This window comes from Cellulomonas jepli, assembly GCF_047229345.1.
Lineage (GTDB): Bacteria > Actinomycetota > Actinomycetes > Actinomycetales > Cellulomonadaceae > Cellulomonas_A.
In genome coordinates, this window is record NZ_JBFTER010000030.1 from 14,861 (window position 1) to 39,856 (window position 24,996).

Here is a 24,996-nt window from a genome sequence, read left to right on the forward strand (position 1 = left end):
TCCTCCTCCTGAAGGGCACCTGGTGACGCAGCAGCTCGACCCGGCCGGGCGGAGCCGCGTCCACGACATCAGCATCGTGGTCCCGGTCTACCGTGGCGCCGAGACGCTCCCCGGCCTCGTCGAGGAGCTCGCCGACTTCCGCGAGCCCCGCACGACGCCGGACGGCCGCCGCTTCCGCGTGGTCGAGCTCGTCCTCGCGTGGGACTGCGGCCCGGACGAGAGCGACGACGTCATCCGCGCGCTCGCGGAGAAGCACCCATGGGTGCGGCCCGTGTGGCTGTCCCGCAACTTCGGCCAGCACGCGGCGACCGTCGCCGGCATGACCGCGACGGGTGGCGACTGGATCGTCACGATGGACGAGGACGGGCAGCACGACCCGGCCGACATCGGCGCGCTCCTCGACACGGCCTTCCGGCAGCGCTCGACGCTCGTCTACGCCAGCCCGACGAACAAGCCGCCGCACTCGCCCCTGCGGAACCTCGCGTCGTGGACCGTCAAGACGGTCTTCCTCCGCCTGCTCGCCGGCGGCCCGTCGGTCCCGTTCCACAGCTTCCGGCTGATCGGCGGCGAGCAGGGGCGCAGCGTCGCGGCGTACATGGGTCCCGGCGTGTACCTCGACATCGCGCTCGGCTGGGTCGTGGCGCGTGCGGCCACGTGCCCCGTCCGCATGCGCGACGAAGGTCGTGAGGCCTCGAACTACCGCACCCGTCAGCTCGTGTCGCACTTCTGGCGCCTCGTGCTGTCGTCGGGCACCCGGCCGCTGCGCCTCATCTCGGGCCTCGGCTTCCTGACGGCGTTCGGCGGCCTCGTCCTGGCCCTCTGGCTCGTCATCCAGCGGCTCACCGGCGAGACGATCGTCCAGGGCTGGACCTCGGCGGTCGTGACCCAGCTCGTGGTCGGGGGCGTCGTCATGGTGTCGCTCGGCGTCATCGCGGAGTACGTCGGCACGGCGGCCAGCATGTCGATGGGCAAGCCGCTCTACGTCGTGGTGAGCGACCCCGCGCGTGCCTTCCGGGAGCCCGCAGACGACGATGCCTGACGCGCGTCGTCCGCGGGTGTGGGTCGTCGGAGCGGGCGGCCTGCTGGGCCGTGCCGTCACCCGGCTCGCCGCCGACGCCGAGCTCTTCGCCGCCCGCACCGTCCCGTGGTCCGACGGCGAGCAGGCCGCCGCCCTGCTGAGCGCCGAGCTCGAGCGCTTCGGCGCCGGGCTCGGACCCGACGACGCGTGGTGCATCGTCTGGGCGGCGGGCGCCGGGGTCATCGCGACGTCCCCCGACAAGCTCGCCGCGGAGCTCGTCACGTTCGAGGCGTTCGTCCGCGCGCTCGCGGACCGCACGCCGCCCGGCCGCGGCTCGCTGTTCCTCTCGTCGTCCGCGAGCGTCTTCGCCGGCTCGCCGGCGCCACCGTTCGACGAGCTGACCCCGGTGCACCCCACGAGCGCGTACGCGAGCACCAAGCTCCGCCAGGAGGAGCTCGCCGCGTCGCTCCTCGCCGGGCGCGCCCGCGTGGCGGTCGGCCGCTTCTCGACCCTCTACGGGCCCGGCCAGCGCCTCGACAAGCCCCAGGGCCTGATCAGCCAGATGTGCGTGCAGGCGGCGATGAACCGCCCGATCAGCATCTACGTGCCGATGGACACGCTGCGCGACTACCTGTACGTCGACGACGCGGCGGCGCTCGTGTGGGAGTGCGTGCGCCGGCTGTGCGCGAGCGACGGCGAGGGCGAGGGCGTCCGGGTCCTCGCGTCGGAGCGTGCGACGACCATCGCGGAGCTCGTGCACGTCGTGCAGAACGTCACGCACAGCCGGGTCGGCCTGACGCAGCGGATCGGCACCGCGCCGGGGCACATCCGGGACCTCCGGCTGCGCAGCACGCGCCCGCTCGACCGGCCGTCCGGCATCGTGCCGCTGCCGGTGGGCGTCCGGCGCACCGCCGACGCCGTGCTGCGCGCGCACCGTGAGGGCACGCTCGCGGCGGCCGTCGCCGGCCCGCTCCGCTGACGTCGCGCAGCGCGTCGCCGCAGGCCGGGAGCACATCGGGTCGCCGGAGCGTCCCGGGCACGGCCTGCCATGCGGCAGACTGTCGGCCATGCGAGGAATCATTTTGGCCGGCGGCTCCGGAACGCGTCTGCACCCCATCACCCTGGGCGTGAGCAAGCAGCTGGTCCCCGTGTACGACAAGCCGATGATCTACTACCCGCTGTCGACGCTGATCGCCGCCGGGATCCGCGACGTCCTGATCATCACGACGCCCCACGACGCGGAGGCGTTCGAGCGCCTCCTCGGTGACGGGTCCCAGTTCGGCATCTCGCTGCAGTACACGGTGCAGGAGCAGCCGAACGGGCTCGCGCAGGCGTTCGTGCTCGGAGCCGACTTCATCGGCGGCGAGTCGGCGGCGCTCGTCCTCGGCGACAACATCTTCTACGGGCAGGGTCTGGGCACGCGGCTGCAGCGGTTCGCCGACATCGACGGTGCCGCGGTCTTCGCCTACCGCGTCGCGGACCCGACGAGCTACGGCGTGGTCGAGTTCGACGCCGAGGGCAAGGCCCTGTCGCTCGAGGAGAAGCCGGCGCACCCCCGGTCGAGCTTCGCCGTCCCCGGCCTGTACTTCTACGACAACGACGTCGTGGCCATCGCACGGGACCTCGAGCCGTCGGCCCGTGGCGAGTACGAGATCACGGACGTGAACCGCACCTACCTCGAGCAGGGCCGCCTCCAGGTGGAGGTCCTCCCCCGCGGCACCGCGTGGCTCGACACGGGCACGTTCGACTCGCTGCTCGAGGCGTCGGACTACGTCCGCACGATCGAGCACCGCCAGGGGCTCAAGATCAGCGCGCCGGAGGAGATCGCCTGGCGCATGGGCTTCCTGAGCGACGACGAGCTGCGCGCGCGCGGCGAGGCCCTCGCGAAGTCCGGGTACGGCGCGTACCTGCTCGGGCTGCTCGAGCTCGGCAAGGCGCACCTCTGACGTCCTCGCCCCCGGGGCCCTGACCCGGGGGCGACGACGGACCGGGGCCGAGGCGTCGTCGGACGACCACACCTCGGCCGGTCGCCGGGCCGAGGACGCCGGCCGAGGACGTCAGGCCAGCTCGCCGTACACGCCGGCCGTGAGCCGTGCGGCGTGCTCCCAGGTGAACGCGGACGCGCGGCGGAGCGCCGCAGCGGACCAGTCGGCGCGGGCGCGCGCGACCGTGACGAGGGCGTCGGCGAGCGCGTTGGCGTCGCCGGGGTCGACCGCGCGGCCCGCGTCGCCGACCAGATCGGCCATCGGCGTGCCGCGGGACGTCACGACCGGCACGCCGTGCGCCATGGCCTCGAGCGCCGGCATCCCGAAGCCCTCGGCGAACGACGGGAAGCAGAAGACGTCGGCGCCGGCGTAGGCGGACGCCAGCTCGGCGGCCGACAGCTTGCCGAGCCAGCGCACGCCGTCCCGCCCCGGACCGTCCTCGGCGCCGAGGTCGAGGTCGCCCCAGCCGCGCGGTCCGACGAGGACGAGGTCGTGCTCGAGCGCGGACCCCGCACGCGTGTAGGCCTCGAGCAGGCCCCTCAGGTTCTTGCGCGGCTCACGGGTGCCACACCACAGGACGTACGGCCGGTCCAGGCCGTGCCGCGACCGGAACCGCGAGACCGCCTCCGGCGACGGCGCTGCGACCCGCACCCCGTGCGGCACGAGCCGCAGCACGGACGCGTCCATGCCCGCCGCGACGCACGCGTCGAACGTCTGCTGCGAGGGGACCACGACGCGGTCCGCCTCGGCACGCACCCGGTCGAGGCTGCGGCGGAAGAAGCGCACCCCGCGGGGCGTGAAGTGGGACGGCTCGTCGAGGAACGCGAGGTCGTGCACCGTCACCACGAGCGGCAGCCTCGTCGGCGGCACGGCCCAGGTGGTCGCGTGCACCAGGTCGAGAGGCTCCCGGGCGATGCGCTCCGCCCGCGGACGGCCCGCGCTGTTCCACGCCTCGTACAGGGCGGCGCGGGGCAGCCGGGACGCCGCGGTGCGGGCGACGACCGGCGCGAAGTCCGGGTCGGCGACCTCATCGGAGCCGTGCCGCGCCACGAGCCCCACGACCCGCGTGCCGCCCAGCTCGTCGAGCGCGCGCGTCAGCTCGGCGACGTACGTGCCCGAGCCGCCGGGAGTGCGCTGCCACGCCTGCTCGACGGTCATCGCGACGGTCGGCCCGGCCACCGCGCCGGAGGTCACAGGTGCCGCCGCACGAGGCGCCAGTATCCCTGCAGGACGCGTTCCAACGGGGCCGCAGCCGCGGGCATGGGCAGCTGCACCGGGTCGAAGCGGTCCGTGAGAAGGCGCACGAGCTCGCGGTCCGGCACGGTCCGCGTGGCCTGCACGACGCGCCGGCGCTCACGCACCCACCGCAGGTTGCCGGCCAGCCAGCGCCAGCCGCGCAGCTTCTGCCGACCCCAGCCCTGGCTGACGGCGACCGCGGTGATCGCCGCCTCGAACGCGAGCAGCGGCACCGCGAGCACGAGCAGGGTGCGGCGTTGGTGCACGGTGAGCAGGAAGAGGAGCCGGTTCCGCTCGACGAGGTACATCTTGAGCGGCGAGCGGCTGAACTCGTAGTGGTGGTGCACCACGGCGTCCGGCACCACGACGACCCGGCGACCGTGCTGCCACGCCCGCCAGGACAGCTCGAGGTCCTCGAGGTAGGCGAAGTACGCGTCCGGGAAGCCCCCGAGGTCGTCCCAGAGCTCCCGGTCGATGCTCAGGCACGCTCCCGACGCGGAGGCCACCTCGTGCACCGTCGTCTGGGAGCTCGCCGGACGCCCCATGGAGCCGGCCCAGCTGAGCCCGAGCAGGTGCAGCGGGTTCCCGGCGGAGTTGATCGTGCCCGGCTCGTCGGCGAGGAGCACGAGCGCCCCGGCGATGCCCGTGCCCGGCTCCGCGAGCCGGTCGAGCAGCCGGCTCAGCGTCTCCGGCTCGACGACCGCGTCGCTGTTGACGAGCGTGAGGGACTCGTACCGGGCCTCCCTCGCGCCGAGGTTCACGCCGCCGGTGAACCCGAGGTTGCGACCGGGCCGCAGGACGCGCAGACCGGGGTGCTCGGGGAGCGTGGCGACCGCGTCGCTCGTGCAGCCGTTGTCGACGAGGACCAGCTCGAGCTCGACGCCCGACGAGGCGAGCACGCTCGCGACGGCGCTGTGCAGGTACGGCTCGTCGCCGTACGCCAGCATGACGACGCTCGTGCGGCGGCTCACGGGATGACCTCCAGGGCGGGTGCGTACTGCCGCGCGCGGGCGCGTCGCAGCGTCGTGCGGAGCAGGAGCGCGTGGGTCGCGGCCGCGGCGAGCGAGCCGGTGCACAGCGCGACGGAGATGCGGACCAGCAGGTCCAGGGGCAGCGCGAGCGACGCGACGAGCACCACGATGCCGACGGTCCAGCCGATCGCGGCCGCCCGGTCGGCGTGCTGCGCGAGCAGGGCGAGAGCGAGCACCTGGCCGAGCATGAACAGCGCACCGGAGAGCGCGACGAGGCCCATCACGTCGCGCTCGACCAGGAACTCCGGCGTGTACAGCAGGGACAGGACGAGGGGTCCGATCGCCAGCACCCCGGCCGTCCCCACGACGCCCAGCGCGCCGGTGGCCCCGAGCGCGCGCAGCACGGCACGGCGGAACCCCGCGTGGTCGTGACGGGCGGCGAGCGACGCGAGCGCCGGGAGGAAGACCGCCTGCACGGCGGCGAAGAGGAACAGCGGGATGCGGGCGACCGTGACGGCGGCGACGAACCGCCCGCTGAGCGCCTGCTGCGACGGCAGGGCGAGCAGCGCGACGGCGATCGGCCCGGCGTTCGCGAGGAGCTGACCCGCGACGGACGTCGCCACCAGCGGGCCCATGCGCACCGGCGCGGCGCCGGCCGTGCCCGCCGGGCCGCCGCTCCCCCGGACCGGCTCGTCGGGCGTGCCCCCGTGCGCGGCACCCTCGGGAGCTGCGACGTCCGCGACCGGGTCCTCGGCCGCGGGGCTCTCGGAGGCGGAGCTCTCGGGCGCGGATCCCTCCAGGGCGGAGCCCTCCAGTGCGGGGCTCTCGGGCGCGCCGCCGTGGCGCAGGAGCGCGAGAGACCCCCGGGGGACGGTGAGGAGCGCCGCGACCACGGGCGCGACGACGAGGACCCACGCGAACGCGGTCGGGGACCGCACGTCCGCGGCGAAGAGGACCGCCGCGGCGACGGTGCGCAGGACGCCGTCCACGACGAACTGCAGGCCGTAGCGCCGGAACCGCCCCGTGCCGGCGAGCAGCCCGCGCGTCAGGTACGCCAGCGCCTGCCCAGCGAGCCCGGCCGCCAGCACCGCCGGCAGCGCGGTCTCGCCCGAGAGGAGGCCGCTCGCGATCGCCTCGTTGGCGAGCAGCGTCACGACGCCGATCGCGGCGACCGTGCTGCCCGCGTACACCAGGGTGCGCCGCATCGGCTCAGCGCGGCCTCGCAGCGCGCGCGCCGCCGACAGCCGACGGCCCACCTCCTGCTCGAGCGGCAGGTAGAGCCCGATGCCCACGGCGTTGAGCAGCGTCCACAGGACCGAGACGGGTGCTGCTGCCGCCGGCCCGAGGCTCCGGCTCACGAGCCCGAGGTAGGCGAAGTTCGACGCCCCGAAGACGGCCAGCCCGATCGCGACCCAGAGCATCGGGCTCGAGCGTCGAGCTGTGTCCCTAGCGCTCCGGGTCATCGTCTGCGGCCCCGGCCGCACGGGTGCCCACGCGGGCCGTGCCCGCGGGCGGGAGCCGCTCGTCCGCGGGCTCCGGGTGCGCGAGGCGCTCGACCACGGGCTCCGGGTGCGCGAGGCGCTCGACCGCGGGCTCCGGGTGCGCGAGCCGCTCGACCACGGGCTCCGGCTGCGCGAGGCGCTGGCCCGCGGGCTCCTGGTGCGCGAGCCGCTCGACCGTGAGGCGCAGGAGCGCGAGCTCCTCGGCGATGGTGCGCGTCTCCTCCTCGAGGTTGGAGACCTCGATGCTCAGCTGGATGCACACGACGAGCAGCACGACGCTCGCGCCGATGAGCAGGAGGTTGACGGGCGTCTCGACGCCCACCACGGACGCGAGCCAGAAGACGAAGCCCGGCACGGCGCCGATGAGGCACACGCCCAGGACGAGGACGAGCCAGATCGCCGAGTACTTCTCCCGGAGCCGGCGCGCACGCAGCAGCCAGAACAGCGTCGCGACGAGGAGCGCGCTCACGCCGAGCGCGAAGCCGTACCCGCTCACGCGACGACCTCCGCCTCGAGCGCCTGCGTGGGTCGGGACAGCGCGACGATGAGCGCGAGGATCGCACGGAGCAGGAAGACCGCCGCCTTGAACGGGTTGTGGGAGGCACGACCACCGGCACGCGCGCGCATCGCCACGCCGACCTGGCGGACGGTGAGCCCCGAGCGGGCGGCGATGACGAGCGACTCGACGGTGTCGCCGAGGTACTCGGCGGGGTAGTTCGCGGCGAACAGCCGGATCGCCCGGCGGTCGCACGCCTTGAACCCCGACGTGGTGTCGGTCAGGTCGGCGCGGGTCACGCGGCTCAGCGTCGCGGACAGCGCGCGCATGGCCCAGCGGCGCGGGCCGCGCGCCGTGTAGGCGCCCTCGCCGGCGAAGCGGGCACCGATGATGATGTTCGCGTTCTCCGAGCGGAGCGCCTCGAGCAGCCGCGGGACGTCGCGGGGGTCGTGCTGGCCGTCCGCGTCGATCTGCACCGCGACGTCGTAGGAGCTGCGGAGCGCGTACTTGTAGCCGGCCCGCATCGCCCCACCGACGCCGAGGTTCACGGGGAGGTCGAGGACGCTGGCGCCGTGCTCGCGCGCGACGACCGACGTCCGGTCCGTCGAGCCGTCGTTGACCACGAGGACGTCCGCGTGGGGCACGTGCTCCTTGATCTCCTCGAGCACCGAGGGCAGCGCCTCCTGCTCGTTCCACGCGGGGATGACGAGGAGCAGTCGGGGCATCTCCGGCGGCATCACGCCAGCGATCCTACCGCTTGCCCCTTCGCCGACCGGACACTCCCGATGGGCCATGATGATCCCTCGACCCGACCGTGGAGGACCCGTTGCGAGTGCTGTTCGACGCCACCTCGATCCCGGTCGACCGCGGCGGGGTCGGGCGCTACGTCGACTGCCTCCTGCCCGCGCTCGCCGCCGTCGGCACCGACCTGGTGGTCGTCTGCCAGCAGCACGACGCCGCCACGATCGCCGAGCTCGTGCCCGCGGCGGAGGTCGTCCTGGCGCCCCGGGCGATCCGCCGGCGGCCCGCCCGGCTCGCCTGGGAGCAGACGGCGCTGCCCAGGATCGCCGGGCGCACCGGCGCCGACGTGCTGCACAGCCCGCACTACACGATGCCGTGGCGCAGCCCCGTGCCGGTCGTCGTGACGCTGCACGACGCGACGTTCTTCAGCCACCCCGACGTCCACAGCCCGCTCAAGGGACGCTTCTTCCGTGCCGCCACCCGCGCGGCCGTCCGGCGCGCCGCGGCCCTCGTCGTGCCGTCCGAGGCGACGGGGCGCGAGGTCCGGCGCTTCACCGGCGACGTGCGCGGCGACGTGGTCGTCGCGTACCACGGCGTCGACCGCGAGATCTTCCACCCGGTCGACGCGGCGGAGCAGCGGCGGGTCGCCCGCACGCTCGGCGTCGAGGAGACCGGCTACGTCGCGTTCCTCGGGACGCTGGAGCCGCGCAAGAACGTGCCGGCGCTCGTCCGCGGGTGGTCCGCCGCCGTCGCCGGGCTGCCCGACCCGCCCGCACTGGTCCTCGCCGGCGGGGCCGGCTGGGACACGGAGGTGGACCCCGCGATCGCCGCGGTCCCGTCGACCCTGCGCGTCGTGCGGCCCGGGTACCTGCCGTTCGGCGACCTGCCGGGCTTCCTCGCGGGGGCGCGCCTGCTCGCGTACCCCGCGCTCGGCGAGGGCTTCGGGCTCCCGGTGCTCGAGGCCATGGCGTGCGGGGCGGCGGTGCTGACGACGCGCGAGCTCTCGCTGCCCGAGGTCGGGGGCGACGCGGTGGCGTACTGCGACGTCGACGACGCGAGCATCGCCGCGGCGGTACGCGACCTGCTCGCCGACGACGACCGACGCGCGCACCTGGCCGCGGCCGGCGTCGAGCGGGCCCGGGAGTTCACGTGGGAGGCGTCGGCGCACCGGCACGTGCAGGCCTACGAGAGCGCGCTGCGCGGCGCCCGGGCCTGACGGTCGCGCGGACGTCGCGCCGCCGACAGCGAGGGGCGCGACGTCGCCGCGGCTCAGGCCGTCTGCGCCTCCGCGCGGTCGCCGAGGCCGAGCACGGAGCCCGCCGCCGCCGACCACCGCGCGTCCCAGGCGCCGATCGGCTCGACCCCCGCCGCGCGGAGCGCGTCGTGACCCAGCACCGAGTACGGCGGGCGCGGAGCGGGGCGGACGAACGCCTCGCTGGTCGTCGGCCGGACGACGTCGCGCTCCATGCCCGCGGCCTCGACGACGGCCTGGGCGAAGCCGTGCCAGGTCACCGAGCCCGACGCGGTGCCGTGGTAGGTGCCCGCCGGTGCGCCGGCGTCGACGAGCCGCAGGACGAGGGCGGCGAGGTCGGCGGTCCACGTCGGCTGGCCGGTCTGGTCGTCCACCACGTCGAGACCGCCGCGCTCCGCGGCGACGCGCGCGATCGTCTTGGGGAAGCACGCGCCGCCGGCGCCGTACAGCCACGCCGTCCGGACGAGGAGGTGGTCGGGGGCCTCCGCCCGCACCGCCCACTCCCCGGCCGCCTTGGTCCGGCCGTACGCCGAGCGCGGCGCGAGCACGCCGTCCTCCGGGTAGGGCGTCGTGGCGTGCCCGTCGAAGACGTAGTCGGTCGAGACGTGCACGAGGCGCGCACCGGCGCGGCGCGCGGCCCGGGCCACGACCGCCGGGCCCACGGCGTTGACGGTGAACGCGGTCGCCTCGTCGCTCTCGGCGGCGTCGACGGCGGTGTACGCGGCGCAGTTGACGACGACGTCGTGCCCCGGGACGACGGCCTCCACAGCGGCCGGGTCGGTGACGTCGAGGCCCCCGCGGTCCAGCGCGGTGACGTCGTCACCACGGGCGCGCAGCTGCTCCACCACGTCCTGCCCGAGCATCCCGGACGCACCCGTCACCAACCAGCGCACTGCCACCACTCTCCCCACGACGACGAACGGCCAGCCTACCGGCGCGACTAGGGTGGGCCGTCGTCGTCGTACCCGAGGGAGAACTGTCATGAAGTACCGCGAGCTGGCCGTGCCGGGCGCCTGGGAGATCACCCCTCAGCAGTTCGGGGACCCCCGCGGGGTGTTCCTCGAGTGGTTCAAGTCCGGCGCGTTCGCCGAGGCCGTGGGGCACCCGCTGAGCCTCGAGCAGGCGAACTGCTCCGTGTCCGCCGCGGGCGTGCTCCGGGGCATCCACTTCGCGGACGTGCCCCCGGGCCAGGCCAAGTACGTCACGTGCGCGAAGGGCGCGGTGCTCGACGTCGCGGTCGACATCCGGGTCGGCTCGCCCACGTTCGGGCAGTGGGACACGGTCCTGCTCGACGACGTCGACCGACGCGCCATCTACCTGTCCGAGGGCCTCGGGCACGCGTTCCTGTCGCTCGAGGACGACTCGACCGTCCTGTACCTGTGCTCGACCGGGTACAGCCCCGGCCGCGAGCACGGCATCCACCCGCTCGACCCGGAGGTCGGCATCGAGTGGCCGACGACCGACCGCGCCGGGCGTCCGCTCACCTACCAGCTCTCCGACAAGGACACCGCAGCCCCCGGGCTCGTCGAGGCCCGCGAGCAGGGGCTGCTCCCCCGGCTCGAGGACGTCCGGTCCTACGTGGCCGGCCTGTCCGACTGAGCCGCGCCGAGCGCGGTGCCGGTGTCCGCGTGGACCCGCACCGCGCTCGGGCGCGCGAGCCCGTCCGTCGTCCGGCGGACGCCCGCGCGGACCGGCGCCACGCCTCGCACGACGACCTGAGCGGTGGGGCCGGGCTGCGCGGCGACCGTCAGGCCGGTGAGCTGGGCGCCGCGAGCCGTTCCGAGCCGCCGGACCCGGCGTCGGGCGGCACGGACCGATCGGACGCCGGGCCGTCGGACGGCGCGCCGTCGGACGCGGAGCCGGTCGGCGGCACCGCGGCGTCGGGTGCGGAGCCGGTCGGTGGCACCGCCGCGTCGGCGTGGTTCGACGCGCCGGAGCGTGCATCCTCGCCCAGCCCGGCCGCGGGGCCGGCGTCGGCCGCAGCGAGCAGCACCGCCGCGACGGCGGCCCACGCGACGGCGTAGACGGCGAGCAGCACCCAGGGCTGCACGGGCGGGAGCCACGACTCCGCGTCCCAGCCGGTCCACTCGCCCTGCGCACCGTTGACGTACCGGTGCAGGTTGACCCCGAAGGCGACGAAGTGGCCACCGGCCGCGACCAGCACCACGAGGCGCAGCACCCGGCGGGCGACCCACGACGGCAGGTCGCGCAGCCGGTCCTGCACCGCGAAGCCCGCGAGCACGGGGATCCCGAGGGCCAGCGGGAGCATGTAGCGGCCCTGCCAGATGAAGCCGAGGTACTTGGCCTGGGCCAGCTGGACCACGACGGGTAGGACCAGCACGACGAGCGCCGTGCCCGCCATCGCGAGGAGCACGCGGCGACGGCCCACGGCCAGCGCGAGCCCCACGACGAGCCCGACGACGCCCGCGAACACGTAGTACAGCCACCCGGGCAGCGGGGTGTCGAGCCAGCCGAAGACGCCGATCATGCTCTGCAGGTAGTAGCTGGTCTCGCCCAGCGTGGTCTTGACGACCCGCAGGCCGACGAGCTCGGGGTTGAGCACCTGCTCGACCTGCGGCAGCGCACCGGCGAGCAGGATCCACGCCGCAGCGGCGACGCTCGCGACGGCGGCGAGCCCGATCCAGGGCCACGACCGCCGGTCCCGCACGAGGTCCACCACGGAGCGCCACGGCACGGCGACCAGCACCGCCACCAGGATGCACACGAGGAAGAGCGGGCTGATCCCGCGCGAGTTGACGAAGAACGCCCCGACGAGCGCGATGCGCGCGAGCCGCCTCGTCAGGAGCGCCGGGTCCGGGTAGCGCAACGTCGTGAGCAGGCAGACCCAGAGCGCGAGTGCGCCCATCACCTCGGTCGTCTGCGGGTTCACCGCGCTGGTGAGGTACAGCACCATCGGCGTCAGCGCCGCGACCACCCCGAGCACGAGCCAGTGCGAGCGACGGACCTCGGCCACGGTGCGCAGCGCGACGGCGAACAGGAGGCTGCCGAGCACCGCCGACATGAACCGCATCAGGTAGAGCGTGTGCTCGCCGACGGGCAGCAGGCTCGGCACGCCCACGACCGCGTAGTAGAGGGGGTTGTACGCCGCGGCGGTGGTGAGGACCTCGGTCTCGTCGTCGAGGTCGCCCGTGAGCTCGGGCTGGCAGCTCGCGGGGGTGTCCGGCTGGAACGCGATGCAGTACTGCAGGTCGATCGCGTCCTCGAACAGCTCGGGGACCTCGGCGACGCCCACGCCGGCCGACTGGCCCTCGGTGTCCGGGACCCACTGGCCGCGCACCGTGGCGGCGGCCTTGGTCGCGTGCGAGGCCTCGTCGACGGAGGCGATGAGCGGGTTGCCCACGACCCAGCAGGACGTGACGAGCAGCATCGCGAGGAAGCCGAACCAGAACACGCGGCGAGGGGACCCCACGACGCGGCCGAGCAGGCGCTCCCACGAGGACGGGACGAGCGCGTCGGGCACGCCGCCGCCGGGCCCCGTGAGGGCGGTGCTCACTCGGGCGTCACCTTCGGGTGCCCGGGCTCGTCGCCCACCATCGCCGCGGGGACGGCCACCGCCGCCACGCCGTCCTCGGGGACCGCGGGGACGTCGTCGATCCCGTCGACGCCGTCGGTGATGTTCTGCACCATCGGCACGGGCGGCGAGAAGTTCCCCCAGCGGCTCCCCAGCACGACCGGACCGCCGGACTCGCGCGGCACGCCGAGCATGACCTCGAACCGGGCGGCACGCTTGCGCTGGTCGTACTCGTGCGTGATCTGCGCGTTGACGACCGACGTGTTGAGGTCGAACGTGCCCGGCTGCAGCGGCAGCGCCGGCACGTGCAGGTCCACCGAGCCCGTGCCGTCGAGCGCCGCCGGCACGAGGTTGGCGTCCCGGGTGTGGTGGGACCAGAGGTGCGTGCCCTCGATCGTGTGGATCGAGGCGCCGAACACCGGGGTCGGGATCCGCTTCTGCGTCGTGTAGTGCAGCCGCACGGTCATCGGGTCGCCGGTGCGGAAGGTCCGCGAGTCGGTGCCGCTGCGGTCGAGGAGCTCGACGTGGCTGACCTGGATCTCCCCCGTCCCGTACCGGGTGCCGCCCTCGGCCTCCTCGCGGGCCGAGTGCCCGGTCTCGGTGTACTCGTCGACGATGTCGCTCGCCTTGCCGACGTCGATGAGGGAGCCGTGGTCGAGCCACGCGGCGCGGTCGCAGAGGTTGCGCATCTCGGCGAGCCCGTGGCTGACGACGATCACCGTCCGGCCGTCCTCGCGGAACTCGGCGAACTTCTCGCGGCACTTGTCCTGGAACTGCATGTCGCCGACCGCGAGGATCTCGTCGGCGAGCAGGACGTCGGGCTCGACGTGGATGGCGATCGAGAACCCGAGGCGCACGTACATGCCGGACGAGTAGTTCTTCACCGGCTGGTCGATGAACCGCCCGATCCCGGCGAAGTCGACGATCGCCTCGAGCTTCGAGTCGATCTCCTTCTTGCTCATGCCGAGGATCGACCCGTTGAGGTAGATGTTCTCCCGGCCGGTGAGCTCCGGGTGGAAGCCCGAGCCGAGCTCGAGCATGGCGGCGACCCGGCCGCGCGTGGTGATGCTGCCCTGGTTCGGCTGCAGGATCCGGGCGATGCACTTGAGCAGCGTCGACTTGCCCGAGCCGTTGTGGCCGAGCAGGCCGAACGTGCCGCCCTCGGGGATCTCCAGGGACACGTCGCGCAGCGCCCAGAAGTCCTCGTAGGTGGCACGGCCGCGGCGCAGCAGGGCGGCCTTGAGCGACTGGTTGCGGTCCCGGTAGACCCGGAAGGACTTGGAGACGTCGTCGACGACGACCGCGTTCGGGCTCACAGCTCCTCCACGACCCGGGCCGAGAACCGACGGAAGACGAGCAGCCCGACGCCGAGCGCGAGCGCCGTCCACACGACGCACGTGAGCAGCTGGCCGAGGCTGGGCCACGCGTAGTCGTAGATCATCGTCCGGAAGGCACCGGTGAAGGCCGCGGCCGGGTTCAGCATGTAGAGGGTCTCCAAGGGGATCGGCTGGCCGAAGACGGTCCAGCCGCCCTCGTCGAGCCGGTTCTGCACGTCCACGGTGATGAGCGTCAGCGGGTAGATGATCGGGGTCGCGTAGAACCACAGCTGCATGAAGATGCCCATGATGTGCTGGGTGTCGCGGAAGTAGACCATCGCGATCGACAGCGTCATCGCGACGCCGATCGCGAACGCGGCGATCAGCAGCATGAACAGCAGGATGCCGGGCACGAACACCAGGACGCCCGGACCGCCGAGCACCGCGACGACCGTGAGCAGGACGCCCATCTCGATCGCGAAGGTCAGCGACATCGACAGGATCACCGACGTGGGGAGCACGTAGCGCGGGAAGTAGACCTTGGTCAGCAGCCCCGCGTTGACCACGAGCGAGCTCATGCCCGCGGTGATCGCCCCCGACATGAAGTTCCACGGGATCAGGGCGGCGGCCAGGAAGATGACGAACAGCTGCAGGTCGCTGTTCCGGCTCGGCTCGAACGGCACCCGGATGAACAGACCGAAGACCAGGCTGAGGATCGCGAGCGTCGCGATCGGGTTGATGAACGACCACGCCCGCCCGAACGCGGTCCGCTTGAACTGCGTCCGGACCTCGCGGGCCGTCAGGTTGCGGACGATCTCGAGCGACCGCTGACGCTGCTCCTGCGGTACCCGGCCGGCCCCGTCGCCCGAGGGCGCCCGTCGAGGGCCGGCCGACGCGGATGCTCGGGACGTGGGGGGTGAGACTGCCATGTGCGCGGGGTCCTCGGATCGGTCGGCGGGATCCCGACCATGCTAGGGCGAAGGTCGGGGATGTCCGAACCACCCCCGGACCCGCGACGACGTGCGGCGTCGGCCGGCCCGGCGTGCGGTCAGCGGCCCGAGCGCCGGGCCTGCGGGTTGATGTACGGGTCCTCCTCGAGCGCGATCCGCCAGCGACGCTGGAGGTCCGCGACCTCCTTCTCGGTGACCGTGACGGTGCGCGTCTGGGACTCGTAGTGGTCGAGCTCGGCGTGCGGCGTGTACAGGACCCGGAGCCCGGCGGCCCGCGCCTTGAGGCACAGGTCGACGTCGTTGTAGTTCAGCGGGAACGCCAGGGAGAAGCCGCCCAGCCGGTGGAAGACCTCGGTGCGCACGACCTGGCACGCCCCGGTGACCGCCGACCGCTCGCCGGTCACCTGGACGACGCCGCCCATCTCGAGGGTGTCGGCCGCACCGTGGAACATCAGGTGGGACGGGACCCCGAGATCGGTGTACAGCCCCGCGTGCTGCAGCGTCCCGTCGGCGAAGAGCAGCCGGGCGCCGACGATGCCGACGTCCTCGGCGTCGAGCAGCGACGTCAGCTCGTGCAGCCAGCCCGGCGTCCGGACCTCCATGTCGTCGTTGAGGAAGCACAGGATCGACCCGCTCGCGGCGACGGCCCCGACGTTGCACTTGCGCGCGAAGTCGAACGGGCCCTCGAACGGCACCGACACCCAGTCGCCGTCGGTGATCGCCTCGATCTCCGCGAGCACCTCGGGCGGGGTGTCGGTGTCGTGCACGACGACGAGCTCGAGGTCGGGGTAGCGGTCCTCGCGCCACAGCGTGCGGAGCAGCTCGACGACGTGCACCCGCCGGAAGCCGTAGATGACCGACGAGCCGCCGCGCGTGGGGATGATCACGCTGACCCGCTCGCCGACGGGTGCCGGGCGCACGACGCGCTGGCCGACCGGCCGGCCGGCGACCTCGACCGGCAGCACCTCCGTGACGGCGATCCCCACCCGGCGGCAGTGCTCGGCGACGGCGCGGCAGCGGTCCTCCGCGCTGCCGGTCACCCACGGCGCCTCGTCGGGCCAGGTCCGGACGTCCCGGTGGTACAGCGTCCCCACGACGGGGACGGGCGGCGGGGTCGCCTCCGACACGCGCAGCACGAGGTCGTACCAGGCGGCCGTCCCGGCGGTGGGGCTCGCCCCGCCGACCTCGCGGACGACGTCGAGCGGGAGCGCCGCGAGCGCCACCGCGTAGGGCTGCGACCTCAGCAGCTCCGGGGAGAAGGCGGGCTTGAGCCACGCCTCCACGAGCGACCCGTCCGGGTTGATCGTGCCCTCGTCGGTGTACGTCCACGCGCCCGGCCCGAGCGCCGCGGCGAGGACCTCGAGGGCGTCGTCGGCGAGGGTGTCGCCGGGCTCGACGAGGGCCACGTGGCGACCGCGGGACTCCCCCAGCGCGTCGGCGAGCTGGTGGGCCCACGAGTCACCCGTCGACCGGACCGGCGACACGCGCGGGTCGAGGGCCGCGAGCTCCGTGATCTCCTCGACGGTGCCGGCGTCCGGGTGCGGCGCCACGGCGACGACCCACTGCCAGCGGGTCTGCGTCTGGGCGAGCAGCGAGGCGAACGTGCGCCGCAGCCCGGCCGACGTCGTCGCGACCGTCAGCAGGGTGAAGCCCGGGAGGTAGCTCACCGGCGTCCCCGGCCCATGAGACGGGCCGCCTCGAGCTCCGACTGCAGCTCGAGCACCCGCGCACGGAGCGCGTCGCGCTCGCCCTCCAGCGCCTGCTCGCGCGTCACGGCCTCGTCGCGGAGCTCCTCCGCGCGTGCGGCGCGCTGGTCCGCGCGGGCCGCACGCAGCTCCGCCCGGACGGAGAGCGCACGAGCCGTCCCGGCCTCGGCCTCGAGGCCCCGGACGAGGTCGCGGACGAACATCGCGGCCTCCGGTGCGAGCCCCGTCAGCTGCTCCTGGATGGTCTCGGTGCTGCTCGTCGTCTGCGGAGCCCGCATGCGTGCCACTCCCGTCGTCCGCGTCGTCGGCGGGGCGCCCGTCGCGCCCGCCGCGCCATCAAACCACCAACCTCGTGGTCTAGGGTGACCAGGCGAGCCGAGCAGGTCCGCCGCTCCACCGGGGCCGGTCGGGGCCGGTCGCGGCCGGTCGCGGCACAGCAGACCCACACCACACCAGCGGAGGCGCACGTCGTGACGGCACGGACCCCCTCGAGCAGCACGCCGCGGCGCTCCGTCCTCGTCCTGACCGACGACGTCCTCGCGTCCTCGATGGCCGGTCCGGCCATCCGTGCGTGGAACATCGCGGAGGTCCTGTCCGAGCACCACGACGTGCGGCTCGCCTCGACGGTCCGGTCGGAGGCCAGCTCGCCGCGGTTCGCCGTGTGCGACGGCACCCCGGAACGCCTGCGCGGCATCGCCGAGGGCCAGGAGGTCATCGTGGTGCAGGGCTTCACGCTCGCGAAGCACCCGTGGCTCGCGAGCCTGGGCGCCCGCCTGGTGGTCGACCTCTACGACCCCATCCACCTCGAGATCCTCGAGATGGCGAAGGAGGAGTCGCCGGCGCGCCGTGCCGAGATGCTGCAGGCCTCGGTCCGCGCCCTGCACACCCAGGTCGCGCAGGGCGACTTCTTCCTCGCCGCGTCCGAGCGCCAGCGCGACCTGTGGCTCGGGCACCTCGCGGCGTGGGGGCGCGTGAACGACGCCACCTACCAGCAGGACCCGACGCTGCGCTCGCTCGTCGACGTGGCGCCGTTCGGCATCCCCCGCGACGACGCGACGACGACGTCGCCGGCGCTCCGGGGCACGATCCCCGGCATCGGGGCCGACGACCTCGTCCTGCTGTGGGGCGGCGGCGTCTACAACTGGTTCGACCCCGTCACGCTCGTCCGCGCGGTCGCCGGGCTGCGCGACGCCGCAGGGCCGACGCCGGTCCGCCTGGTCTTCATGGGCACCACGCACCCGTCGCTCGACGACCCCGACACCGCCGCGCTGCGCGAGGCCGTCGCGACCGCCGCCGAGCTCGGCGTCCTCGACACGCACGTGTTCTTCGTCGAGGGCTGGGTGCCGTACGCGCAGCGCGCGGACTTCCTCCTGGACGCCGACATCGGGGTGTCGACGCACCTCGACCACGTCGAGACGGCGTTCTCGTTCCGGACACGCATGCTCGACTACCTGTGGGCCGGCCTGCCGATCGTGTGCACCGAGGGCGACACGTTCGCCGAGCTGGTCGCCCGGCACGACCTCGGCCGGGTGGTCCCGCCCCGCGACCCCGCCGCCCTGGCGCGCGCGATCGGCGAGCTGCTGGACCCGGCGGTGCGCGCGGCGTGCACGTCCCGCATCGTGGAGGTGCGCGAGCAGTTCCGCTGGGACGTCGCGCTGCGTCCCCTGGTGAGCTACTGCGGGCAGGCCGCGCGGGCCGCGGACCTCGCCACCGGGACCCGCGCCGTCGGCACGGGCGCCGCCCTGGGCGGCCGCGTGGACGACCTCGTGGGCGACGTCCGCAGGTACGTGGCCGTGAACGGCTGGAAGCGCCTGCTCCGGCGCGCCGGCCAGCTGGCCTGGCAGCGCTCTCGTACCCTCACCCGACTCTAGGACCAGCATGCGCATCCTCATCGTGTCGTCCCACTTCCCGCCCAACTTCGTCTCGGGCGGGACGCTCGTGCCGTACCGGGCGGCCCTGGCCCTCGCGGCGCGCGGGCACGAGGTGTCGGTGTACGCCGGCCGGATCGACCCGTCGAGCCCGGACCTCGTCGTGACCGAGGAGCGGACCGAGGACGGGCTCGCGATCCGCTGGGTCACGTGCACCTCGGCGACGGAGTGGGCGGCGGACGAGAACTTCTCCAACGGCGAGGTCGAGGCCGACTTCGCCGCGTACGTGGAGGCGACGAAGCCCGACGTCGTCCACCTGCACGCGCTCCAGGGCTTCGGCGGCGGGCTCGTACCGCTGGCCCGCGCGTCCGGTGCCGCCGTGGTCGTCACGATGCACGACCTGTGGTGGTCGTGCGCCCGGCAGTTCATGGTCGAGCCCTCGATGCAGCCGTGCCCCGTCGTCCCCACCGCCGGGCTGTGCCCGTGCGCACGCGACAACGAGTGGCTGCGCGCGCGCAACCACCGGCTCGCCGCGCAGGTACGGACCGCCGACCTCGTGCTGACGCCGTCGGCGAGCATGCGGCGCATCCTCGTCGCGAACGGCGTGGACCCCGACCGGGTGCAGGTCGACGAGAACGGCGTGCCCGACGAGGTCCGGGCCGACGTCCCCGCGAGCACCGCGTCGCCGGAGGTCACCGAGGAGGCCACCGAGCGCACCGGACCGCTGCGGCTGATGTTCGCGGGCGGGCAGCACCCGCTCAAGGGCGGGCCGCTGCTGCTCGAGGCCGCGGCGAGGCTGGTCGACCGCACCGGGTGGACGCTGGACATGTTCGGCTGGGACGGCCGCACGGTACCGCCGCACCTCGAGGGCCACGTGCGCTTCCGCCCCTCCTACGCGCACGGCGACGCCGCGGAGGTGCTCGCCGAGCACGACGCGCTCGTGCTACCGAGCCTGGCGCGCGAGTCGTACTCGCTCCTCGCCCGCGAGGCGCTGCGCGCAGGCCTCCCGGTCGTCACGTCGGACACCCCCGGACCCACCGAGGCCGTCCACGACGGGGTCAACGGGTTCGTCGTCCCCATCGGTGACGCCGCGGCGCTCGCCGCGGCCCTCGACCGTCTCATCCAGGAGCCCGGGCTCCTGGCGGCGCTCGCGCCGGACCGGACCGCCGTCCGGCTGCGCGGGGTCGACGAGCAGGTCGACGGCAACGTCGAGGCGTACGAGCGCCTGCTGGCGGAGCGCGGGGCGGCCGCCGAGGAGGCGCTGACGGTGACCGACCGGCCGCTGCCGCCGATCCGCCGGGTGCTGCTCGCGAGCGGGATCGGCGCCGCGCCGCTGCGCTACCGCGGCCGGCTGCCGCAGGAGGGTCTCGAGCTCAACGGCGTGCAGATGGACGTGCGGATGTACCGCGACGTCGACGTCCCGCGCCTCGCGCGCACGGCGGACGCCGTCGTGCTGTACCGCGTGCCCGCGACGGAGCAGATCCTCGACCTCGTGTCCATGGTCCGCAGCCGCCCCGAGCCGGTCCCGGTCCTGTTCGACATCGACGACCTCGTCGTCGACCCGGACCTGCACTCGGAGATCGACCCGCTGCTGGAGGTCCTCGACCCCGAGGACCGTCGCCGGTACTGGGAGGGCGTGGCCCGCTACCGCACCACCCTCGAGTCGGCCGACGCGTTCGTCGGGTCGACCGAGCCCCTGTGCGCGGCCGTGCACGAGCTCACGGGCATGCCGGTGCACCACTTCGCCAACGGTGTCGGCCAGCGGCTCGCGGAGGCGAGCGACTACTTCGTGCGTCGTCCGCGCCGACCCGGTCCGCTGCGCATCGGGTACCTCTCCGGCACGAACACGCACAACGCGGACTGGGCGTCGATCGAGGGTGCCGTCGTCGAGGTGCTCGAGGCGCGCCCGGACGTCGAGCTCTGGCTCGGCGGCCTGCTGGACGTCTCGGAGCGGATGGACGCCTACGCGGGCCGGATCCGGCGCATGCCCCTGATGTCGTGGCACGAGCTGCCCGGGGTGCTGCGCGACCTCGACGTGAACCTCGCACCGCTCGTCGTGGGCACCCGGTTCAACGAGGCCAAGAGCGCGATCAAGCACCTGGAGGCGGCGTTGGTGGAGACGCCGACCGTCGCGTCGCCCTCGCAGCCGTTCCGCCGCGCCATCACGCACGGGGTCAACGGGTACCTCGCCGAGACGAGCGCCGACTGGGCGAGCCTGCTGCTGCACCTGCTCGACGAGCCGGAGCTGCGCTCGACCATGGGGCAGCGGGCCCGGAGCCAGGTGCTGCTCGACTTCTCCCCGGCGCTGCAGGGGCGGCGCTACCTCGAGATCCTCCGGACCGTCCAGGCGCACGTCGCGGAGCACGGCCACCGCCCGATGCTCGAGCGGTTCACCCCGACGACGGAGAACGAGCCGTTCTTCTCGTGGGCGGCCGAGCCGTACGACCGGGCGCCGTGGCTCGTCGAGGGCACGGACCCGACGCTGGCCCAGCGCCGCGACGTGCAGCGCATCCTGACCGACTACCGGGTCCGCGCGGCCGAGCACCTCGCGACGGAGGGCCCGGCGGCCACCGCACGCAAGGCGGCGACCGTGGCGCGGTCGCTCCCCCGGCGGGCGCTGGGGCGCTTCACCCGCTGACCTGCGTCGGCACCACGACGTCGCCCGCGTACCGGCCGGTCACCCCGACGGTACGCGGGCGTCGTCGTCAGCGGCCGAGCTCGACGCCGACCGTGAAGGTCTGCCCGGCGGGCACGGCGAACGTCTGCGGCGCCGGGACCGCGAGGCCCGGAGGGACCGAGACCGCGACGGCGCAGTACGTGCCGGGGTACGCGCTGATCGGGAACGACCCGTCGGCGCCCGTGCGCATCGTCGAGAACACCGTCGTGCACGAGGCGTTCCGGATCTCGAAGACCGCCCCCGCGACCGGCGTCCCGCCCGACGACGCGACGAGCCGGCCCGACGACGCGCCGGCCGGCACCTCGACACCCACGGTGAACGCCTGACCCGCGGTCACCGTGAAGGCCTGCCGCCCGGGCAGCCCGAGGCCGCCGGGCACCGAGACCGCGACGGCGCAGTAGGTGCCCGGGTTCGCCGTGATCGGGAACGACCCGTCGGCGCCCGTGCGCATCGTCGAGAACACCGTCGTGCACGAGGCGTTGCGGATCTCGATGACCGCCCCCGCGACCGGCGTCCCGCCCGACGACGCGACGAGCCGGCCCTGCGCCGCGCCGGCCGCGACCGCGACGGAGACCGTGAAGCTCTGCCCCGCGGTCACGGCGAAGGTCTGCGGAGCCGGCACCGCGAAGCCCGAGGGCACGGACACGCCCACGGCGCAGTAGGTCCCCGGGTTCGCGGTGATCGGGAAGGACCCGTCGGCGCCGGTGCGCATCGTGGAGAACACCGTCGTGCACGAGGCGTTGCGGATCTCGAAGACCGCTCCCGCGACCGGCGTCCCGCCCGAGGACGCGACGAGCCGACCCTGCGCCGGCCCGGCGCCGATCGCGACGGGCACCGTGAAGCCCTGCCCCGCGGTCACGGCGAAGGTCTGCGGGGCCGGCACGGCGAACCCGGAGGGCACGGACACGCCCACCGCGCAGTAGGTCCCGGGGAACGCGGTGATCGGGAACGACCCGTCGGCGCCCGTGCGCATCGTCGAGAACACGCTCGTGCACGAGGCGTTGCGGATCTCGAAGACCGCTCCCGCGACCGGCGTCCCGCCCGACGACGCGACGAGCCGGCCCTGCGCCGGCCCGGCGGGCACCTCGACACCGACGGTGAACGTCTGACCGGCGCTCACCGCGAACGTCTGCGGGGCCGGCACCGCGAACCCGGAGGGCACGGACACGCCCACCGCGCAGTAGGTCCCGGGGAACGCGGTGATCGGGAACGACCCGTCGCCGCCCGTCCGCATCGTCGAGAACACGCTCGTGCACGAGGCGTTGCGGATCTCGAAGACCGCCCCCGCGACCGGCGTGCCACCGGCGGACGCGACCAGCCGGCCCGACGACGGACCGGCCGGCACCTCCACACCGACCTGGAAGCTCTGCCCCGCGGCCACGGTGAACGTCTGCCGAGCAGGGACCGTGAAGCCCGGGGGCACCGACACGCCCACCGCGCAGTACGTGCCCGGCAGGGCGGTGATCGGGAACGACCCGTCGCTACCCGTGCGCATCGTCGAGAACGTCGTCGCGCACGAGGCGTTGCGGATGTCGAACACCGCTCCCACCACCGGTGTGCCGCCGGCGGACGCGACCAGCCGACCCGACGACGGACCGGAGCCCGAGAGGACGAACCAGTTCGAGCGCAGGCCGAGGGCCTGCCGGAGCGCGTCACCGGTGATGGTCCGGGTCCCCGTGCTGCCGGTGAGCAGCACGGTGCGCACCCGGCCGCCGTCGGCCCCGACGCCGTCGCGGGCGGTGACCGCCATGCCGACCAGCTGACCGATGCCGTACGTGGCACCGAGGCCGGAGACGTCCTCGACGACCTCCCAGTCGTGGTTGGGGTTCGACGGGATCGCGTCGCCCTCGTCGGGCACGGCAGGGAACACGCCGCCGGCGGTCCACCCGCCGGTCGACGAGGAGAACTCCGCGCGGACGACGCGGCCGTCCGGCCACGTGAGCACCTGGCCGGACGTGGCGCGCACGGCCGCGTCCGTCCGGGAGTCCTCGATGCGGACGCCGTTGAGGCCGGCGCCGCCGTACACCTGGCACGCGGTCGTGTCGCACGTGCGCGCGTACGCCGCACGCGCCTCGCCGAGCGCGTAGGACCGGGCCGCGATGGTCTGGGCGCGGATCGCCTCGGCACCCCGGCCGCCGGCGAGGTCCGCCCAGGACGCCGGGGACTCCCGCGGCACGACGCCGCGCAGGTAGTCGTCGAGGAACACCGTGTTGATGGTGCGCGGGCCGTCCGTGGTGTTCCGGAGCTCGAGCTGGCCGCGGTACGCCCGGTCCTGACCGGGACGGCACACGGTGAGCATCTGCCGGATGTCGTCGCCGGGGTCGGCGGTCGCCGCCTGGATCACCCCGGTGGTCACCGCTCCGACCCGGGTGCCGATGCCCGCGCACCCGGCCCCGCGGTACACGCCGATCTGGTTGCCGGCCTCGAGGCGCAGCGTCGCGGACTCACCGGGAGCGAACGCGATCGCGCCGCCGACGACGAACGGCACGCCGGCCGCGCTGACCTTGAGCTCCTGGCCGTCCTGCGCGGTGAGCCGGACGGTCATGAGGCTGCGCCCGCCCCCGACCGCCGGGGTGGTCAGCTGGGTCCCGCCGTAGAAGTGGCGGACGATGTCGCGCGCGGTCCAGCCGTGCATCGTCGCGTAGCCGAGCGCGCCCCACTGCCCCATGCCGCGGCCGTGGCCGTAGCCGTGCCCGCGGATCGTCACGGACGTCAGCGGGCTGCCCGAGACGTCGGCCCGCACGCCCGTCGACGCGCTCGCCGCGACCGCCGTGGTGGCTCCGGCCGTGGCGGGACGGGGTGCCGCGACGCGGAGGTCCGTCGCTGCGGCGCCTCCCGCGGACGCCGGTCCCACCCCGCCGAGGCCCAGGGCGAGGACCGCCATGACGACCACCAGGGGTCCGCGTCGTCCGAGCCACCGTGCGTTCATGATCCTCCTGTCGAACGCTCGTGCCTGTCGTCCAGTGTCCGTCACCGCGAGCACCGCGTCGATGACGCCGCGCTCGCCGGTCCGCGGCGGTTCATCGGGCCCGCGCCAGCGTCAGGTCCACCGCGAAGCGCTGGTCCGGGGCGACCGTGAACGTCCGGCCGGCCGGCAGCACGTAGCCCGCGGGCGCGCTCGTCGGCACCAGGCAGTACGTGCCGGGGTACGCGACGACCGGGAACGCCCCGTCCGCGCCGGTGCGCATGGTGGAGAAGGTCGCCGAGCACGCGGCGTTGCGGACCTGGACGACGACGCCGGGCACGGGGGCACCGTCGGCGACGGCACGCACCGAGCCCGACGAGGGCCCACCGAGGCTCACCGGCACCGTGAAGCCGGGTCCCGCGACGGTGAAGACCTGCCGCCCCGCGACGTCGAAGGGCGCCGGCGCCGAGACCCCGACCAGGCAGTACTGACCCGGGTAGGCGGTGACGGGGAACGACCCGTCGGCCCCGGTCCGCATCCGCGAGAACACCGTCGAGCACGACGCGTTGCGCACCTCGAGCACCGCACCCGCCACCGGCGCACCACCCCCGGTCACCACGACCGACCCCGTCGAGGGACCCACCAGCGCCACCGGCACCGAGAAGCCGCTGCCCCCGACCGTGAACACCTGCGACCCCGGCACCAGGAACGGCGCCGGCGCCGAGACCCCCACCAGGCAGTACTGACCCGGGTACGCCGTCACCGGGAACGACCCGTCGGCCCCGGTCCGCATCCGCGAGAACACCGTCGAGCACGACGCGTTGCGCACCTCGAGCACCGC

20 protein-coding genes are annotated in these 24,996 nt (G+C 74.4%); 7 read left to right on the forward strand and 13 right to left on the reverse strand.

Annotated features, from left to right (window positions below):
- The first annotated feature begins 22 nt into the window (after positions 1 to 22).
- The 3 genes from AB6N24_RS09315 (at position 23) to rfbA (ending at position 2,964) form a co-directional block, all read left to right on the forward strand.
- Positions 23 to 1,039 (forward strand): glycosyltransferase, encoded by a 1,017-nt coding sequence (locus tag AB6N24_RS09315; protein ID WP_412869119.1) that lies wholly within the window; start codon positions 23 to 25, stop codon positions 1,037 to 1,039.
- Positions 1,032 to 1,997 (forward strand): NAD-dependent epimerase/dehydratase family protein, encoded by a 966-nt coding sequence (locus tag AB6N24_RS09320; protein WP_412869120.1) that lies wholly within the window; start codon positions 1,032 to 1,034, stop codon positions 1,995 to 1,997. The genes AB6N24_RS09315 and AB6N24_RS09320 overlap by 8 nt, the downstream gene beginning before the upstream one ends.
- 88 nt (positions 1,998 to 2,085) lie before the next feature.
- Complete coding sequence (rfbA, locus tag AB6N24_RS09325) at positions 2,086 to 2,964, forward strand: glucose-1-phosphate thymidylyltransferase RfbA (protein ID WP_412869121.1); 879 nt, start codon at positions 2,086 to 2,088, stop codon at positions 2,962 to 2,964.
- 111 nt (positions 2,965 to 3,075) lie between these two features.
- On the opposite strand, the gene AB6N24_RS09330 is transcribed toward rfbA, so the two are convergent.
- The 5 genes from AB6N24_RS09330 to AB6N24_RS09350 are packed head-to-tail and all read right to left on the reverse strand — an operon-like array spanning position 3,076 to position 7,933.
- Positions 3,076 to 4,161, reverse strand: coding sequence for a glycosyltransferase family 4 protein (locus AB6N24_RS09330; protein ID WP_412869122.1), 1,086 nt, complete (start codon positions 4,159 to 4,161; stop codon positions 3,076 to 3,078).
- 32 nt (positions 4,162 to 4,193) lie between these two features.
- Positions 4,194 to 5,210 (reverse strand): glycosyltransferase family 2 protein, encoded by a 1,017-nt coding sequence (locus AB6N24_RS09335; RefSeq protein WP_412869123.1) that lies wholly within the window; start codon positions 5,208 to 5,210, stop codon positions 4,194 to 4,196.
- Positions 5,207 to 6,631: a lipopolysaccharide biosynthesis protein gene (locus tag AB6N24_RS09340; RefSeq protein WP_412869124.1), complete on the reverse strand. Its 1,425-nt coding sequence runs from the start codon at positions 6,629 to 6,631 to the stop codon at positions 5,207 to 5,209. The genes AB6N24_RS09335 and AB6N24_RS09340 overlap by 4 nt, the downstream gene beginning before the upstream one ends.
- Before the next feature lie 25 nt (positions 6,632 to 6,656).
- On the reverse strand, positions 6,657 to 7,208 hold the full coding sequence (locus AB6N24_RS09345) for a DUF2304 family protein (protein ID WP_412869125.1): 552 nt from the start codon (positions 7,206 to 7,208) through the stop codon (positions 6,657 to 6,659).
- Entirely contained in the window at positions 7,205 to 7,933 is a 729-nt protein-coding gene (locus tag AB6N24_RS09350) for a glycosyltransferase family 2 protein (protein WP_412869126.1), read from the reverse strand. The genes AB6N24_RS09345 and AB6N24_RS09350 overlap by 4 nt, the downstream gene beginning before the upstream one ends.
- A gap of 107 nt (positions 7,934 to 8,040) precedes the next feature.
- Here AB6N24_RS09350 and AB6N24_RS09355 point away from each other — a divergent pair, with 107 nt between their 5' ends.
- Positions 8,041 to 9,165 carry a glycosyltransferase family 4 protein gene (locus AB6N24_RS09355; RefSeq protein ID WP_412869139.1) on the forward strand — a complete coding sequence of 375 codons (1,125 nt, stop codon included), beginning with the start codon at positions 8,041 to 8,043 and terminating at the stop codon, positions 9,163 to 9,165.
- 53 nt (positions 9,166 to 9,218) lie between these two features.
- Here AB6N24_RS09355 and rfbD read toward each other — a convergent pair whose 3' ends face one another.
- Positions 9,219 to 10,094: a dTDP-4-dehydrorhamnose reductase gene (rfbD, locus tag AB6N24_RS09360; protein ID WP_412869140.1), complete on the reverse strand. Its 876-nt coding sequence runs from the start codon at positions 10,092 to 10,094 to the stop codon at positions 9,219 to 9,221.
- A gap of 88 nt (positions 10,095 to 10,182) precedes the next feature.
- Between rfbD and AB6N24_RS09365 the strand changes: the two genes are divergently transcribed.
- Positions 10,183 to 10,800 (forward strand): dTDP-4-dehydrorhamnose 3,5-epimerase family protein, encoded by a 618-nt coding sequence (locus tag AB6N24_RS09365; RefSeq protein ID WP_412869127.1) that lies wholly within the window; start codon positions 10,183 to 10,185, stop codon positions 10,798 to 10,800.
- 148 nt (positions 10,801 to 10,948) lie between these two features.
- On the opposite strand, the gene AB6N24_RS09370 is transcribed toward AB6N24_RS09365, so the two are convergent.
- The 5 genes from AB6N24_RS09370 to AB6N24_RS09390 all read right to left on the reverse strand — a co-directional run bounded on the left by AB6N24_RS09370 (position 10,949) and on the right by AB6N24_RS09390 (position 16,983).
- Positions 10,949 to 12,715, reverse strand: coding sequence for a DUF2142 domain-containing protein (locus tag AB6N24_RS09370; protein ID WP_412869128.1), 1,767 nt, complete (start codon positions 12,713 to 12,715; stop codon positions 10,949 to 10,951).
- Positions 12,712 to 14,049, reverse strand: a complete 1,338-nt coding sequence (locus AB6N24_RS09375; protein WP_412869129.1) for an ABC transporter ATP-binding protein — start codon at positions 14,047 to 14,049, stop codon at positions 12,712 to 12,714. The genes AB6N24_RS09370 and AB6N24_RS09375 overlap by 4 nt, the downstream gene beginning before the upstream one ends.
- Positions 14,046 to 14,978, reverse strand: coding sequence for an ABC transporter permease (locus AB6N24_RS09380; RefSeq protein WP_412869130.1), 933 nt, complete (start codon positions 14,976 to 14,978; stop codon positions 14,046 to 14,048). The genes AB6N24_RS09375 and AB6N24_RS09380 overlap by 4 nt, the downstream gene beginning before the upstream one ends.
- A gap of 119 nt (positions 14,979 to 15,097) precedes the next feature.
- Positions 15,098 to 16,666, reverse strand: a complete 1,569-nt coding sequence (locus AB6N24_RS09385) for a glycosyltransferase (RefSeq protein WP_412869131.1) — start codon at positions 16,664 to 16,666, stop codon at positions 15,098 to 15,100.
- Positions 16,663 to 16,983, reverse strand: coding sequence for a hypothetical protein (locus tag AB6N24_RS09390; protein WP_412869132.1), 321 nt, complete (start codon positions 16,981 to 16,983; stop codon positions 16,663 to 16,665). Before AB6N24_RS09390 ends, AB6N24_RS09385 begins: the two co-directional genes overlap by 4 nt.
- 192 nt (positions 16,984 to 17,175) lie before the next feature.
- Between AB6N24_RS09390 and AB6N24_RS09395 the strand changes: the two genes are divergently transcribed.
- Both AB6N24_RS09395 and AB6N24_RS09400 read left to right on the forward strand, forming a co-directional pair.
- Positions 17,176 to 18,576, forward strand: coding sequence for a glycosyltransferase (locus AB6N24_RS09395; protein WP_412869133.1), 1,401 nt, complete (start codon positions 17,176 to 17,178; stop codon positions 18,574 to 18,576).
- Positions 18,577 to 18,583: 7 nt separating this feature from the next.
- Entirely contained in the window at positions 18,584 to 21,211 is a 2,628-nt protein-coding gene (locus AB6N24_RS09400) for a glycosyltransferase (protein WP_412869134.1), read from the forward strand.
- 67 nt (positions 21,212 to 21,278) lie between these two features.
- Here AB6N24_RS09400 and AB6N24_RS09405 read toward each other — a convergent pair whose 3' ends face one another.
- Entirely contained in the window at positions 21,279 to 24,179 is a 2,901-nt protein-coding gene (locus AB6N24_RS09405) for a SpoIID/LytB domain-containing protein (protein WP_412869135.1), read from the reverse strand.
- 91 nt (positions 24,180 to 24,270) lie between these two features.
- Positions 24,271 to 24,996, reverse strand: a 726-nt coding sequence (locus AB6N24_RS09410) for an MSCRAMM family protein (protein WP_412869136.1), incomplete at its 5' end; no start/stop codon positions are given.